Here is a 15141-nt window from a genome sequence, read left to right on the forward strand (position 1 = left end):
GGGCTGGGTGATGCCGCCGAAGTCCGTGAAGGTGCCGCGCGCGGCGAGGTGCGGATGGCCGGGCGCCTCGCGCAGTGACAGGACGGGGGCCACACAGGCGTCGGAGCCCTCGAAGACGGCCGTCCACTCGTCACGCGTACGGGTCCTGAAGCGGGCCGCGACCGTCTCGCGCAGCTCACCCCAGCGCGCCACGTCCTTGCGGGCGGGGGCCCGGTCCCCGATGCCGAGCAGCTCCACGAACTCCTCGTAGAACTGCTGCTCCAGCGCGCCCACCGCCATGTACCCGCCGTCGGCCGTCTCGTACGTCCCGTAGAAGGGGCAGCCGCCGTCGAGGAGGTTGGCGGCGCGCCGGTCCTGCCAGCGGCCGGCGGCGAGCATGGCGTGGATCATCGCGGCCAGGTGCGAGCTACCGTCCACGATCGCCGCGTCCACGACCTGTCCGGTGCCGGTCGCGCGCGCGTGGTGGAGGGCGGCGAGGACGCCGACGACGAGGTAGAGCGAGCCTCCCGCGAAGTCGCCGAGGAGGTTGGCCGGGACGGCGGGCGGCCCGTCCGGAGCGCCGATCATGCCGAGGGTGCCGGTCAGCGCGATGTACGCGATGTCGTGCCCGGCGCGCTGGGCGAGCGGGCCCTGCTGGCCCCAGCCGGTCATACGGCCGTAGACGAGCCCCGGGTTGCGGGCGTGGCAGCTCTCCGGTCCGACGCCGAGGCGCTCGGCGACACCGGGGCGGTAGCCCTCGATGAGGATGTCCGCGCGGGCGGCCAGGTCGAGGACGGTGCCGGCGCCGTCCTCGCTCTTGAGGTCGACGATCACGGACCTCTTGTTGCGGTTGGTGATGTCGTACTCGGGGTTCCCGGCGAGTCCGGACCCGCCGGGCCGGTCCACGCGGACGACATCGGCGCCGAGGTCGGCCAGGAGCATGGCGGCGAACGGTCCTGGCCCGATTCCGGCGAGCTCGACCACGCGCACGCCGGCCAGCGGGCCGTGCCCGGGCGTCCCTGCGTCTGCCATCCGGCCCCCTGCCTGTGACATTCCTGATGTACACCAGCGATGCCAAGAACGTGTTCCACCGGACACAATGGTTCCGGCAAGCAAGCGCTTGGTCAAGGTGCTCCGCTGTCGGGCTGACCGCCTGGGAGATCCGCCCCCGGACCCCCGTATCGGCCTTCGGCCCCGTCCTCAAACGCCGGACGGGCTGTTTTTTCCGTCCAGCTCCGCTGTCAGCCTCTTCGGCACGGCCACGCGCACACCTCCGGCTCCCGCTCGACGGACCGCTCGTACCTCACGCTAGCCTCGGCCACCGACAACGGCGCGAGGGCGAGGGCTGAGAGGTGCCATGGGCAGGCGGGACAGGGCGGATCGCACGTACGACATCGTGCTCTTCGGAGCGACGGGGTTCGCCGGGGAACTCACGGCGGAGTACCTCGCCGCACACGCGCCCGAGGGCCTGCGGTGGGCCATGGCGGGGCGCGGCACCGGGAAACTGGAGCGCCTGCGTGAGCGCCTGCCCGGCGGCGAGGGGATCGGTGTGCTGCACGCGGACGCCTCCGACCCGGCGTCGGTACGGGAACTCGCCCGGCACGCGCGCGTGGTGGCCACGACGGTCGGCCCCTACCTGAAGTACGGCGAGGAGCTGGTGGCCGCCTGCGCCGACGCCGGCACGGACTACGTGGACCTCAGCGGTGAGCCCGAGTTCGTGGACCTGATGTACGTACGGCACGACACGCGCGCGCGGGAGACCGGGGCGCGGCTGGTGCACGCCTGCGGCTTCGACTCGGTTCCGCACGATCTGGGGGCGTACTTCACCGTGTCGCAGCTCCCCGAGGGAGTGCCGATCAGGGTGGACGGGTTCGTGCGCTCCGACGCGATGTTCTCCGGCGGGACGTTCGCCTCCGCGCTGAACCAGTTCTCGCGGGGGCGGCAGATGGCAGCCGCGGGGCGGGACCGGCGGCGGCACGAGCCGCGGACGCCGGGGCGGCGGGCGTACGCGCCGCTCAGCGCGCCGCGGTTCGCCAAGGAGGTCGGAGCGTGGGCGCTGCCGCTGCCGACGATCGACGCCCAGGTGGTGCAGCGCTCGGCTCGGGCCCTTGAGCGGTACGGGCCGGACTTCCGCTACCGCCACTACGCGGCCGTCAGGAGCCTGCCGTTCGCCGCGGGCGGGGTCGCCGCCGTCGGCGCGGTGGTCGCGGCCGCTCAGCTGCCGCCCGCGCGGCGCTGGTTGTCGGACCGGATCAGGCCCGGCGAGGGGCCGAGCGCCGAGAGGCGGGCGAAGAGCTGGTTCTCGGTGCGGTTCGTGGGCGAGGGCGGCGGGCGCCGTGTTTTCACGGAGGTCTCGGGCGGGGACCCCGGTTACGACGAGACGGCGAAGATGCTCGCGGAGTCGGCGCTGAGCCTCGCCCTCGACGATCTGCCGGACACGGCCGGCCAGGTCACCACGGCGGTCGCGATGGGCGACGCCCTGCTCGGTCGGCTGCGGCGGGCGGGGATCACGTTCCGGGTGGCTGCCACCGGCTAGCAGCTGGTGCGGTGTGCGGACCGGCCAGTGGTCACAAGGAGCGGCCGATGGTCACGAGGACCGGCCGATGGTCACGAGGACCGGCCGATGGCTACATGGACCAGCCGGTGACCGTGTAGATCATGCCGGCGATCCAGGCGACTCCGGCGATCACGGCGAGGACCAGGCCCGCCATCACGGCGCGCTCGACGGGCTGGGTGGGGCTGGCGGCGGGCTTGGGGGCGCGGTGTGTCGTCATGCGGCCCAGCCTGCCGATCATGACGGTGCCTCCACATCCGTACAGGTACTCAGATCGGATACTCAGACAATCGGACCGCCCTCCTGGAGGGTCACCTCGGCGAGTGCCCGCCTGCACAGGGAGTCCGCCCGCCGGGTGGTCTCCGGGACGCGGTACCCGGGGGTGAGCGCGAGCGTGTGCGCGCAGGCGTTGTCGAGGCTCACCCGGTGGCCGACCGAGACGAACACCGGCTTGACGCCGTCCCGTGTACGCAGGGCGCGGCCCACCTCCTCGGTGCCCGCCAGGAGCGGGGAGGCGCTCCCGCGCGCGGGGCCGGGATCGTCGTACGTGAAGGTGAAGGGGTTCTTGGCGACCCCGATCGTGGGAAGCCCGGTGAGGACGCCGAGGTGGCTGGCGAGGCCGAAGCGGCGCGGGTGGGCCAGTCCGTAGCCGTCGCACACGACGAGCCCCGGCGCGCAGGACAGCGCGTCCAGGGCGGCGAGCACGGTGGGGATCTCACGGAAGGCGAGCAGTCCGGGCACGTACGGGAACGAGACCTCTCCGACGGCGGTGGCCTCGGCGACGACGTCGAGGGTCACGGCGTCCAGGACCACGGCCGCCGCGGCGACCACGCCCCGCTCGTCGTCGTAGGCGACGTCCACACCGGTCACACGGCCGCTCCCGGGCAACGGGCCGGTCTCGTCGAGCACCACCCCGCCCCGCAGGTCGTCCTGCACGGCACGGGCCTGCTCTTCGGTGGCGGGCCAGCCCGCCGGGGTGCGTACGGTCGTCATGGTGATGCCGAGCCTAGGCTCCCCGGCCCGGCGTGCGCGTCCCGGGGCCGCGGGTCACTTCTCGTCCAGCGCCCGCCGCAGCTCGCTCTTGTTCATGTCCGAGCGGCCGCGGATGTTGCGGCGCTTGGCCTCCTCGTACAGCTGGTCGTAGGTGGGTCCCTGGGGGCCCTGGCCGGAGCGCTGCCCGCCGCGCCTGCCGGAGGACATGTCCTGGGTGGAGGTGCGGCTGGCGCTCTTGGACTCCCCGGACCGGGCGCGTTCCTTGTTGACGGTCCTGGCGGCTATCTCCTCGGCCCGCTTCCTGCTCTCGCCCCGGTCCTGGGCGCTCTCCTTGATGTGCTCGTACTGGCGTTCTCGCTTGGGACTCGAACCGCGTGGCATGATCGCTCCTCTCGTTACGGTACGAGTACCCCGATTCCCGACAAACAGCGACCCGACAGCCGCCTGCACGCGGCCTCTTGGCGCCGGTCAGCGCTCCAGCCGTGCCACGCGGCCCTGTTCGCCGGCGGCCCAGCAGCCCAGGTCCCGGGCGCAGTCCACGGTGTCGTACGAACCCGTGTCGACCGTCCGCCAGGTGCGTCCGCCATCCGTGGTCAGGTCGGTCCCCGTGGGGCCGACGGCGAGAGCCGTGCCGCGGCTGTGCGGCAGCCAGGTGACGCCGGAGCGGTAGGCGGGCGGCGGCTGCCCCGCGGACGTCCAGGTGCGACCGCCGTCCCTGGTGGTGGCCGCCGCCCGGGGTGAGGGCTGGTCGGGGCGGTAGTCGCCGCCGACCGCGATCCCGTGCGTACGGTCGCGGAAGGCGAGCGCGAAGACACCGCGGGCCGGATCGCCCGCCGGGACCGGGGTGTCGGTGACCGTCCATGTGAGCCCCCGGTCGGAGGAGTGCAGCACGCGCGCGCGTGCCGCCCCGCCGGTGGCCAGCCACACGTCGCGTGGTCCGGAGGCGACCAGGCACTGGCCGCTCGCCGCGAAGCCCGCCTCGCCCTCCAGGGCCTCGGGCATTCCGGCGCCGGGCAGCACCGTCCAGGAGCGGCCGCCGTCGCTGGTGGAGAGGATGCGGAACCTCCCGTCCACCGGGTCGCTCATGGCCAGCCCGTGGCGGCGGTCGAAGAAGGTGAGACAGTCGTAGAAGGCCTTCGGGTCGGTGTTGCGGAAGGACTCCGTCCAGGTGGCGCCGCCGTCCTCGGTGTGGAAGACCCGGGACGCCTCGCCCTCGCCGATGGCCAGCACCACGGCCCGGCGCGCGTCGAACGCCTCGATGTCGCGGAACTGCAACTCCCCCGCGCCGGGCGGCGAGACGTTCCGCCAGCTCGCCCCGCCGTCGGTGGTCCGCAGTACGGTGCCCTTGGTTCCGGCCAGCCAGGCGGTGCCTCGGCTGACGGCCGCCAGACCGCGGAACCGCACATCCGTGGCGCCGGTGTCCTTGAGCTCCCAGTGCGGTGACCGCGGTGTGGCGTGGGCCTGCGAGGGCGCCGTCAGCGCCGCCACGAGCCCTGCGGCGGCGAGACCCACCAGCACCCGCCAACTCGTCTGCCTGGCAGTCGAGTTCGTCGTTCGTCCCATCCGTCTCGTTTTCCCCATGGCCCTCATGGCGGGCGAAGCTAGCCCACTGATTTCGTGCCGTCCAGATGCCCTCCGGCGGGAACCGAGGGACGCGTGCGGGTGTCCTCTCCGGTATCCCGGCGAGCGCGGGATGAGACGGGGTGAGAAATGGATCACCACGGAACGCCTCAGTGCATGGACTCGGTGACCGAGGTCACTCGAATCTCATGTGCACGGATTGGCTCATTCCATCGTCTCTTCAAGTGCCCGGCCACACACACCCGGAGTCCGTCCAGCCGTAACGAGGGAGCAAGGCGTTGTCCACCGTCATCGAGCAGCCCGTTGAGGCCCGTCTCGTCGCCGCCGCGCCGCGGATGCCGAGCATTCCCGCAACGCTCCACTACGACCGGCGCGACCCCTTCGCCGTCCGGATGACCTTCCCCGCCCCGGCCACCCTGGAGGGCGTGGAGGTCTGCTGGACGTTCGCCCGCGAACTGCTCGTGGCCGGCATGGAGGAGCCGGTCGGCCACGGCGACGTACGGGTGCGGCCGTACGGCTACGAGCGGCTGGTCCTGGAGTTCCACGCCCCCGAGGGCACGGCCGTGGTGCATGTCCGGACGTCCGAGATGCGGAGCTTCCTGGACCGTACGACGGACCTGGTGCCCCTCGGCCTCGAACACCTCCAGGTCGACCTCGACCGCGACCTCGCGGAGCTGATGCGGGACGCCTGCTGAGGGCCGTCCGGTGAGGGCGCCGGCGCGGGCCCGGTGGAGCCGGGGCCGTGGCCCTCACCAACGCGAACCGGGTGGCGCGTAAATGCGTTGACACCCCTCAGGCCCCCTCCTACGGTGTGTGACGGTCCTGTTGCCGTCGATTGGAGAAGGACGTTGCTCGTCTGAGGTCCCGAGACACCGCGCCACACACCGTCCGTGTGTGTGCGTCGCGTGCGACCTCGACGTACGAGCCGTCCTCCGGCGCGGGGCTTTCCTCATGCCTCCCCACGCCGGACCCGGTTGTCGTGCCTCTCCTCGCCCGCTGACGCCTCGCGGTCTCTCCTACGCGTTTGCCCTGACCGCATCCAGCAACCGCGAGGCCCCATGCATACTTCCCTCACCTGTACCTCTCTGTCCTTCTCCTGGCCCGACGGCACCCCTGTCTTCGACGACCTGCAGATCGCGTTCGGCCCCGGCCGCAGCGGGCTCGTCGGCGTCAACGGATCAGGCAAGTCGACGCTGTTGAAGCTGATCGCCGGGGAGCTCACTCCCTCCGACGGCACGGTCCGTGTGGCCGGCGAGATCGGCTATCTGCCGCAGAACGTCACGCTCGACACCGGTCTGCGGGTCGACGAGGCGCTCGGCATCGCCGCCACCCGCGCCGCGCTGCACGCCATCGAGGCGGGTGACGTGGCCGAGGAGCACTTCACGACGGTCGGCGACGACTGGGACGTGGAGGAGCGCGCCCGGGCCGCCCTCGGCGAACTCGGGCTCGACCACATCGACCTGGACCGCACCATCGGCGAGGTCTCGGGCGGCGAGTCGGTGCTCCTGCGCCTGGCCGCACTGCTCCTGCGCCGCCCGGACGTACTCCTGCTGGACGAACCGACCAACAACCTCGACGTGTACGCGCGCCGGCGCCTGTACGACACCGTCGCGTCCTGGGGCGGGGTCATGGTCGTGGTCAGCCATGACCGTGAACTCCTCGAACTGGTCGACCAGATCGCCGACCTTCGCTCCGGCGAGGTCACCTGGTACGGCGGCAGCTACTCCGTGTACGAGGAGGCGCTGGCCGCCGAGCAGGAGGCGGCGGAGCGGATGGTGCGGGTCGCCGAGGCCGATCTGAAGAAGCAGAAGCGCGAACTGGTCGATGCCCAGGTCAAGTTGGCCCGGCGCAAGCGGTACGGCCAGAAGATGTTCGAACAGAAGCGTGAGCCCAAGATCGTCATGGGGGCACGCAAACGCTCCGCCCAGGAGTCCGCGGGCAAGCACCGCATCATGCACGAGGAGAAGCTCGCCGGGGCCAGGGAACGGCTGGACGAGGCGGTCGACGCCGTACGGGACGACGACGACGAGATCCGCGTCGACCTGCCGTACACGGCCGTGCCCCCGGGCCGCACCGTCCTCACGGTCCAGGACCTGGAACTCCGGTACGGCGCCCGGGTGGGTGGCGTCCTCGATCTGCGCGGGCCCGAGCGGATCGCGCTGATCGGGCGCAACGGCGCGGGCAAGACCACGCTGCTGCGCACGATCGCGGGCGAGCTGGAGCCGGTGGCGGGCGAGACGGCGGCGCACGTCCCGCTGCGCTTCCTGCCGCAGCGGCTCGACGTTCTCGACGACGGTCGGACGGTCGCCGAGAACGTGGCCCGGTTCGCGCCGGGCGCCACCAACAACCGGATCCGGGCGCGTCTGGCCCGCTTCCTGTTCAAGGGGGCCCGTGCCGACCAGCCGGCGGCGACGCTCTCCGGCGGTGAACGCTTCCGGGCGGCACTCGCCGCGCTGATGCTGGCGGAGCCCGCGCCTCAGCTGCTGATGCTGGACGAGCCGACGAACAACCTTGACATGGCGAGCGTACGGCAGCTCACCACGGCCCTGGAGTCGTACGAGGGCGCGCTGATCGTGGCCAGCCACGACATGCCGTTCCTGGAGTCGATCGGGATCACGCGCTGGCTGCTGCTGGAGGAGGGGGAGCTGAAGGAGACGACGCCGGAGGCTGTCGGGTAGCCCGCCCGGCACGGCGTCGGCGACCAACCCCGAGGCCGACCGACCCCGAGGCCGGCCGACCGTGTGCGCACGGCCGGCCGGCCCTTCGCAGGGCGCCGGAGCGGTCGTGGGGCGTCTCCGGGGACACGCTTGTTACTGGGGAGTTTTTGTCAGCGGGGGCCGGGGCTGCATGATGGGCCGGCATCCCGAATGGGCTTCACCCCCGAGAACGCCCGACCCGAGAACGCCCGAGACGGAGATCCGCACGTGCCCAGCAAGAAAGCCCTCATCCGCCGCCCCAGCCCGCGCCTGGCCGAGGGACTGGTCACCCACATCGAACGCGAGAAGGTGGACGTCGACCTCGCGGTCGAGCAGTGGGAGGCCTACGCGGATGCGCTGCGCACGAACGGCTGGGAGACCGTCGAGGTCGAACCCGCCGACGACTGCCCGGACTCGGTGTTCGTCGAGGACACGGTGGTGATGTTCCGCAATGTCGCCCTGATCGCGCGGTCCGGCGCCGAGTCACGGCGCGCCGAGACCGACGGCGTCGAGGAGGCGGTGGCCGGACTCGGCTGTTCGGTGAACTGGGTGTGGGAGCCGGCCACCCTCGACGGCGGCGACGTCCTCAAGATCGGCGACACGATCCTCGCGGGCCGTGGCGGACGTACCAACGCGGCCGGGATCCAGCAGCTCAGGGCCGCGTTCGAGCCGCTCGGGGCGCGGGTCGTGACCGTGCCCGTGAGCAAGGTGCTGCATCTGAAGTCGGCGGTGACCGCGCTGCCCGACGGCACGGTCATCGGGCGTATCCCGATGCTGGACGTCCCGTCGCTGTTCCCCCGCTTCCTGCCGGTGCCGGAGCAGTCCGGCGCCCATGTGGTGCTGCTGGGCGGCGACAAGCTGCTCATGGCGGCGAGCGCGCCGAAGACCGCCGACCTGTTCTCGGACCTCGGGTACGAGCCCGTCGTCGTGGACATCAGCGAGTTCGAGAAGCTCGAGGGCTGTGTGACATGCCTCTCGGTGCGGCTGCGGGAGCTGTACGCCTGACCCGGTGATCGCCTCACCTTTCCGCCCCGGGACCTGCGGGTCTTCGGGGCGGTCGGCACGCCCGGACGGCGACGGGAGGACCCTGCTGATCAGCGGCCTTTACGACGCACTTAACCTACGGCTTCGTAACCTACGGATTCGTAGCCTACGATTCCGTAGGTTGGGTCGCCCGCTCGCGGCCGCGCACGATCTCGTCGTACCCCAGGAGTCACCGTGTCGATCACCTCTCCCCACCTTGGCAGCTCGTCCTCCTGGACCGACGCGCGACTGCTGTACGCCCTGGAGGAAGTGGTCGAGAAGGAGCTCAACCGGCACCTGAAGGTCACCAAGGACTGGATGCCGCACGAGTACGTGCCGTGGAGCGACGGCCGCAACTTCCCCGGCTTCTTCGAGGACGGCGAGGCCTGGGAGAAGGGGCAGTCGAAGGTCACCGAGGTCGGCCGGATCGCCCTCGTGGTGAACCTGCTGACCGAGGACAACCTGCCCAGCTACCACCACGAGATCGCCACCCTCTTCGGCCGTGACGGCGCCTGGGGCACCTGGGTGCACCGCTGGACCGCGGAGGAGGGCCGGCACGGCATCGTGATGCGCGACTACCTGCTCGCCTCGCGCGCGGTGGACCCGGACAAGCTCGAAGAGTTCCGCATGGCCCACATGAGCGAGGGCTTCGAGTCGGACAACCGGCACTCGATGCTCCACACGGTCGCGTACGTCGCCTTCCAGGAGCTCGCCACCCGCGTCTCGCACCGCAACACCGGGCACCACTCCGGTGATCCCGTGTGCGACCGCATGCTGGCGCGTATCGCCACCGACGAGAACCTCCACATGGTCTTCTACCGGAACCTGCTGAAGGCCGCGTTCGAGTTCGCCCCCGACCTCACGATGCAGGCCGTCCGCGACGTCGTCGTCAACTTCCGCATGCCCGGCCACGGCATGCCCGGCTTCGAGCGCGCCGCCGCCCAGATGGCCATCGGCGAGGTCTACAACCTGCGGATCCACCACGACGACGTGCTCCAGCCCGTGCTGCGCTTCCTGAAGATCATGGAGATCGACGGACTGGGCCCGGAGGGTCAGCAGGCCCAGGAGGAGCTGGGACTCTACATGGGCGGACTGGACGCGGAGGCCCGCAAGTTCGACGAGAAGCTGGCGGCCCGCAAGGCGCGGATGGCGGCGCGGGCCGGGGCGTAACCCGGACTGGGACAGCGCATGAGGATGCCCCGCCTCGGCCGATCGGCCGAGGCGGGGCATCGGCGTTCTCCGGGGGCCGTACGGTGCGCGCCGACTCCGCGCCGACAGCGGCCGGCGAACCTGAACGCGTCCGCTCACTCGTACGCCGTCACCTCGGCCAGTGCCGCGTCGCGCACATCGGGTACCGGGTGGCGGCGCAGTGCTCTGAGCTGCTCGCGCCAGGGCGCGGGCCAGTCCGTGCGGGCGCCGAGGGCACCGGTGAGGGCGACGGCGAGCAGGCCCTGGGCGTGAGCGCCGTGTGCGATCAGGCGACGGGCGGTGTGCAGCAGGGTCTCGGGGTCGCCCTCGTGGACCTGGCGCCTCAGCCGTTCGCCCACTTCACGGGCCGTACGGTCGGCGAGCGCCGGGCGGCTCTCCGTGAGGGCGGCCAGACGGTCAAGGCGCTCCGGGGCGGCGTCCAGATCCAGGTGGAACGCGGCGAGCTCGGCGGCCTGCGGCACGAAGTCGTCGTACTCGGCGAGGAGTTCGCTCGCGGCGAGGGCCGCCGGGCGGATGGGTCCTGGAGCCGAACGGGCGTGGAGGGCGAGTCGGGCGACCAGGTCCTCGACGCGTCGGCGGGCGGGGCGGTCGCGGCGCTCCCCGGCGTCGGCCGGCGTGTCCGGGGCGGGCGGGGCCGCTGCCCCGTCCACCGCCGCGCCCGCGGTACGGGCCTCGGCCTCGGCCAGCGTCCGCAGCGCCCGCCGCAGTCCCTCGGCCCCCCGCGGCGAACCCGCGGCGGCCGTCACCAGGCTGCTCGCCGCGGCACGCCAGGACACGCGTTCCGACAGGTCGGCGGTGGCGTCGGCCAGCACCGCCGGGGCGTCCGGCGACCACGGTGCCCAGCGGGCCAGTGCGCCGAAGGCCAGGGTCGCCGTCTCCGGGTCGTCGGTGTCGCAGACGTCGCGGACCAGGCGGGCGTAGCGTTCCCGATGCGGTTCGGTGAGGTCGAGCGGCAGCACGCGCAGGACGGCCGCACGGAGGACGGGTTCCGCGCCCGCCGCGTCGGCCAGCAGTCCCCACACCGCCTCCTCGGACAGCAGCGGCCCCGCGAAGGCGATGCAGGCGGCACGCACGTCGACGTGGCTGCCGGGCCGCGCGTACTCCTCCGTGAGCAGTTCCGCCGCCCTCGGCACCGGCAGCCGTACGGCGGCCAGGCGTGCCGCCTCCTTGCGGCTGGTCACCTTGGCGTCCGGGGCGCGCAGCAGGGCGCGGAGCCGCTCGGCGAGCCGGGACGGCGGCACGGATCGGGACGCCTGCGTGGCCGCGTACACCGCGACCCGTGCCCGGTCGCCGCCCGCGTGGGCCAGCAGGTCGTCCAGCGTGTCGGCGGGCCGGTCGGTGCGGGCGAGGGCGGCGAGGGCCGCCTCGGCGAGCACGACGTGTGAGGACCCGGTCCAGCGGCGTACCAGGTCGAGGCCGGTGCCCGGCACGAACGCGCTCTGCTCGATGGCCGTGACCCGCTGGTACAGCGGGAGCCCGGCGTCCTCGGCCACCGTCGTCAGCCGCCGGGCGGCCACCCGCTGTTGCCGGGGCGCCCAGCGCCGTATGTCCCGGCCCACGTGTACGGTCCACGGGGTGCCCTTGGTCAGGAACCGCCCGTACGGCGGGGTCTTTGCGAGCAGCGGGTCGAGGAGGTCCGTACGGCGCCGGGCGACGACCGGCCACACGGACGCCAGTACGGCGGCGGACGGCTCCAGCGCCAGGACGCGCGCCACCCGCTCGTCCCGGGTCGCGGGCGGCTCGAGCCACACCCCGATGGCGTGGCGCGCGGTCGTGTCGCCGCCGTACCGGACGGCCTGCCACAGGAGCTCCTGCAGCTCGGGCATGCCGGCGGCGCGCCGGCCGACGGCTCGGGCGAGGGCGAGGACAAGGCCGTAGTCGGCCTTCTCGGCACCGGCCTCCATCCAGGGGCGCAGTGCCTCGAACACCTGGTGCTCCTGGCCGCGCCGGAGCGTGCGGTCGAGCCGGCCGAGGTCGGCGCCACCCGTGTTGCCGGAGATCCGGACCAGGGTGCGCAGCGCCCAGTTGACCAGCTCACGGTGTCCGTTCGCCGAGTGCTCGCGCAGCAGGGAGACCGCGAGCCGGCTGAGGTGCTGCCGGGTGCCGGGCGAGGAGTCGGGGGCCTCCACGGCATCGACGGTGACGCGGTCGAGGTACGGTTCGGCGTCCTCGGTGAACAGCGCGGGCCGGACGCCCGTCAGTTCGCCGAGCGCGGCCGACCGCACCGGGTCCTGTTCGTTGCGCAGCCGGCCCATCTCCTGCAGGGCGGAGGCGACGGCGCCGGGATCGCCGGAGCGGGCCGCGTTACGGATCAGGAACGGCCAGGCCTCGGCACGGTCCTCGGCGGACGGCCGCCGGGTGGCCTCGACGAGCCGGTCACGGATCTCGGCGACGGGCAGGTGGCACTCGACGCTCAGCAGGGTGTTCCAGCGCCCGCCGCGTTCCCGCACCGCGTCGGCCATCGCGCGGGCCTCGTCCGCGACACAACCGCGGGGCAGCGCTTCGAGGAGTGCGTCGTCCACGAATCCGGCGCCCCGGCCTTCGTGCACCTCCGTGAGGAATCCGTGCCGTCGAGCGGGCGGCATCGCCTTGAGCAGCGGTGCCAGATTGCTGTAGGGGACCAACGTCCTGCCGTACTCCACGAGTTCCGGCGCGCCCGAGCGGGCCAGCCTGCGCAGCACGGTGGTGCTCAGGGAGTGGACGCCCAGGACGCCGGACCAGGCGGGTGTCATCAGCAGCCGCACCACGCGCGCCGGGTCGGCGGACGCGAACGCGCCCACGTGGTCCCGGAGTTCGTACGGCAGGCTCGCGGGCCCGAGGCGTTCGAGGAGGTCCAGCACGCGCACGGGCTCGACCGGTGCCATGGCGGCCAGGGCCACCGCGTACCGGTGCCACCAGGACCCGCGCAGCGCCTCGGGCAGCGCGGTCAGTTCGTGTTCCGCCACGTCGAGCAGCGTCCCCGGATGCCGTTTGACGAGGGTGCTCCAGCCGGTGACCGCGTGGAACAGTCCGGGCAGCAGCCGGGCGACCGTCTCCGGTGAGCAGGCGGGCAGCAGCCGGGCCGCCTCCACGTCGCCCCAGTCGTGCCGCAGCCCGTCGATGATCCGCTCGGCGAGCGCGGTGCGCCGTCCGGCGACGACGGCCCGCAGCAGCCGGCGGCGGACGGCTTCGGGCGCGTCCGCGAGCGCGGAGGCGTAGGCGGAGTCGGGGACCTGGAGGCTGTCGGCGACGCGCAGGGCCTGTTCGCGCACGTACGGGTCGGGGTCGGCGAGGCGTGCCGCGATCCAGTCGGTGTCCCGGGCGACGGCGGCGGCGACCACGGCGATCCCGCGCTCGTACGGTCCCCGTGCTTCGAGCTCCTCGAGCACGGGCCGCAGCGGCTGCCCCATGTCCCGTACACGGGCCGCCAGTTCGCGCATGCGCGTCGGGTACGGGAGCGGATCGAGGACGCTGAGCAGACCGTCGGCCGTCTGCGGGGTGCGGGACATGCGCTGGATTGTGCCTGCCGTGGCCGGGTGGACGCGCGGGAATTACGGGAAGTGCGGCCACCCGGCGGCCGCCACAGTGGCACATGCGTGACGGCCGCGTACGCCTGACGACGGCGGCCGTCAGTGTGGCTCGGTGCGCCTGAGGTGGAGTCGTTCTCTCTCGGACAGGCCGCCCCAGACACCGAAGCGCTCGTCGTTGGCCAACGCGTATTCCAGGCACGCGGAACGCATCTCGCACATACCGCAGATGCGCTTCGCCTCCCGCACCGAGCTGCCCGGCTCGGGAAAGAAGAAATCGGCCCCCGTCTGTGCGCACAGCGCCTGCTCCTGCCAGGCCATGTCCGGCGGTGTGGATATGTCGATGTGCATGGGCGAGATGGTGTCGCGCGGCGAAAAACGTTCGATCAACGCCGGATCAACGACTCGTTCAACGACTCGTTCAACGGCGGGGTCGACGGCCGTGGCCGGTCCGGTCCGGTGTCCGGGCGGGGCACACTCCTATGACGCCCCGCCCGGCGGGGAAAGGCAAGGCGGCGTGCGGGTCGGGCGCGCGTGTTCTCTCCTCCCCTGTCACCCGGCGTGACGGTGGCTTGCCGCAGCGGCAGCGTCGCGGCGGCGGTTGTCAGTGGGCGGTGGAAGACTCGGCAGTGCAGGCAAAGGGACCCCTCGAGGGAGGGCACGAGATGCTCACGACCCGCTATGTCACCGGCGCCCCGAACTGGCTCGATCTCGGCACCCCCGACATCGACGGCGCCACCACCTTCTACGGTGGGCTCTTCGGCTGGCAGTTCCAGCCGGGCGGGCCCGAAACCGGCGGCTACGGCTTCTTCAAGCTCGAAGGGAAGACCGTGGCGGGCGGTATGGAGAACCCTCCGGAGCAGGGACCGCCCTCCTGGAACGTGTACTTCCAGACTCCGGACGCGGATGCCACGGCGAAGGCGGTCGAGCAGGCGCACGGCACGGTGCTCCTGCGGCCCATGGACGTGCTGGACCAGGGCCGTATGGCCATCATCGCCGACCAGGCGGGCGTGCCCTTCGGTGTCTGGCAGCCCGCGGCCAACAAGGGGCTCGATGTCGTCCAGGACCAGGGCTCGCTGTGCTGGCTGGAGCTGTACACGCCGGACCTCCCCGCGGCCGCCGGGTTCTACAACGCCGTGTTCGGCTGGGAGACCTCCGCCCTCACCTTCGGCGAGGGCACGTACACCACCGTCCACCCGGCCGGGACCGAGACGGACGCCATGTTCGGCGGCATCGTCCCGCTGGAGGACGATCCCACCAAGGCGGAGTCCGGGGCCTGGCTGCCGTACTTCGAGGTCGCGGACACGGACGCCACGGTCGCCAGGGCACAGGAGCTGGGCGGCACGGTCCGCCTGCCCGCCACGGACCTGGAGGACGTCGGCCGTATCGCCGAGCTCGCCGATCCGTACGGGGCGCGGTTCGCGGTGATCAGGAGCGCGCCGCCGAAGGACTGACGCCTGGGCCCTGCCGGGTGCCGGTCGCCGGCACCCGGTCGGCACGGGCCGGAGGGTGAGAGCGCTCTCAGTCAGAAGTCTTGACGCCTCAACTCCCCCTGGGAACAGTGGGTGCACCACCACAGGGGCCCCACCCCCTTGTGCCT

13 protein-coding genes are annotated in these 15141 nt (G+C 72.5%); 6 read left to right on the forward strand and 7 right to left on the reverse strand.

Translation table 11 applies throughout. The annotated features are described in order from the left end of the window. The coding region (locus FNH04_RS25535) for a CaiB/BaiF CoA transferase family protein (RefSeq protein ID WP_152788098.1) at positions 1-1011 on the reverse strand (1011 nt) is incomplete at its 3' end. Positions 1012-1336: 325 nt separating this feature from the next. Between FNH04_RS25535 and FNH04_RS25540 the strand changes: the two genes are divergently transcribed. Further along, complete coding sequence (locus tag FNH04_RS25540; RefSeq protein WP_152788100.1) at positions 1337-2515, forward strand: saccharopine dehydrogenase family protein; 1179 nt, start codon at positions 1337-1339, stop codon at positions 2513-2515. Between the two features lie 91 nt (positions 2516-2606). Here the strand turns inward: FNH04_RS25540 and mmpA are convergent, their stop codons facing one another. From mmpA to FNH04_RS25555, 4 genes are all read right to left on the reverse strand, one after another. Continuing rightward, on the reverse strand, positions 2607-2753 hold the full coding sequence (mmpA, locus tag FNH04_RS46690) for a morphogenic membrane protein MmpA (protein ID WP_386574099.1): 147 nt from the start codon (positions 2751-2753) through the stop codon (positions 2607-2609). Between the two features lie 62 nt (positions 2754-2815). Next, the gene (locus FNH04_RS25545) at positions 2816-3526 is read right to left on the reverse strand and encodes an endonuclease V (protein WP_152788102.1); all 711 of its coding nucleotides are present in this window, start codon (positions 3524-3526) and stop codon (positions 2816-2818) included. 54 nt (positions 3527-3580) lie between these two features. After that, a complete protein-coding gene (locus FNH04_RS25550; RefSeq protein WP_152788103.1) occupies positions 3581-3907 on the reverse strand; it encodes a plasmid stabilization protein in 327 nt (108 codons plus the stop codon). An 87-nt stretch (positions 3908-3994) separates the two neighbouring features. Next, positions 3995-5089 carry a WD40/YVTN/BNR-like repeat-containing protein gene (locus tag FNH04_RS25555; RefSeq protein ID WP_152788105.1) on the reverse strand — a complete coding sequence of 365 codons (1095 nt, stop codon included), beginning with the start codon at positions 5087-5089 and terminating at the stop codon, positions 3995-3997. Positions 5090-5385: 296 nt separating this feature from the next. Here FNH04_RS25555 and ssgD point away from each other — a divergent pair, with 296 nt between their 5' ends. The 4 genes from ssgD to FNH04_RS25580 all read left to right on the forward strand — a co-directional run bounded on the left by ssgD (position 5386) and on the right by FNH04_RS25580 (position 9996). Continuing rightward, positions 5386-5802 (forward strand): spore wall synthesis regulator SsgD, encoded by a 417-nt coding sequence (gene ssgD / locus FNH04_RS25560; protein WP_152788107.1) that lies wholly within the window; start codon positions 5386-5388, stop codon positions 5800-5802. A 363-nt stretch (positions 5803-6165) separates the two neighbouring features. Further along, positions 6166-7785, forward strand: coding sequence for an ABC-F family ATP-binding cassette domain-containing protein (locus FNH04_RS25570; RefSeq protein ID WP_152788109.1), 1620 nt, complete (start codon positions 6166-6168; stop codon positions 7783-7785). A gap of 246 nt (positions 7786-8031) precedes the next feature. Continuing rightward, positions 8032-8808 (forward strand): dimethylargininase, encoded by a 777-nt coding sequence (ddaH, locus tag FNH04_RS25575; RefSeq protein WP_322723839.1) that lies wholly within the window; start codon positions 8032-8034, stop codon positions 8806-8808. A gap of 213 nt (positions 8809-9021) precedes the next feature. Further along, positions 9022-9996, forward strand: coding sequence for an acyl-ACP desaturase (locus tag FNH04_RS25580; RefSeq protein ID WP_322723841.1), 975 nt, complete (start codon positions 9022-9024; stop codon positions 9994-9996). Positions 9997-10130: 134 nt separating this feature from the next. Here FNH04_RS25580 and FNH04_RS25585 read toward each other — a convergent pair whose 3' ends face one another. Then, positions 10131-13523, reverse strand: a complete 3393-nt coding sequence (locus FNH04_RS25585) for a hypothetical protein (protein WP_152788113.1) — start codon at positions 13521-13523, stop codon at positions 10131-10133. 120 nt (positions 13524-13643) lie between these two features. Then, positions 13644-13892, reverse strand: coding sequence for a WhiB family transcriptional regulator (locus FNH04_RS25590; protein ID WP_194236814.1), 249 nt, complete (start codon positions 13890-13892; stop codon positions 13644-13646). A gap of 314 nt (positions 13893-14206) precedes the next feature. Here FNH04_RS25590 and FNH04_RS25595 point away from each other — a divergent pair, with 314 nt between their 5' ends. Further along, on the forward strand, positions 14207-14995 hold the full coding sequence (locus FNH04_RS25595; RefSeq protein WP_152788117.1) for a VOC family protein: 789 nt from the start codon (positions 14207-14209) through the stop codon (positions 14993-14995). The last annotated feature ends 146 nt before the right edge of the window (positions 14996-15141 follow it).

It is taken from the genome of Streptomyces phyllanthi, from assembly GCF_009377205.1.
Lineage (GTDB): Bacteria > Actinomycetota > Actinomycetes > Streptomycetales > Streptomycetaceae > Streptomyces > Streptomyces phyllanthi.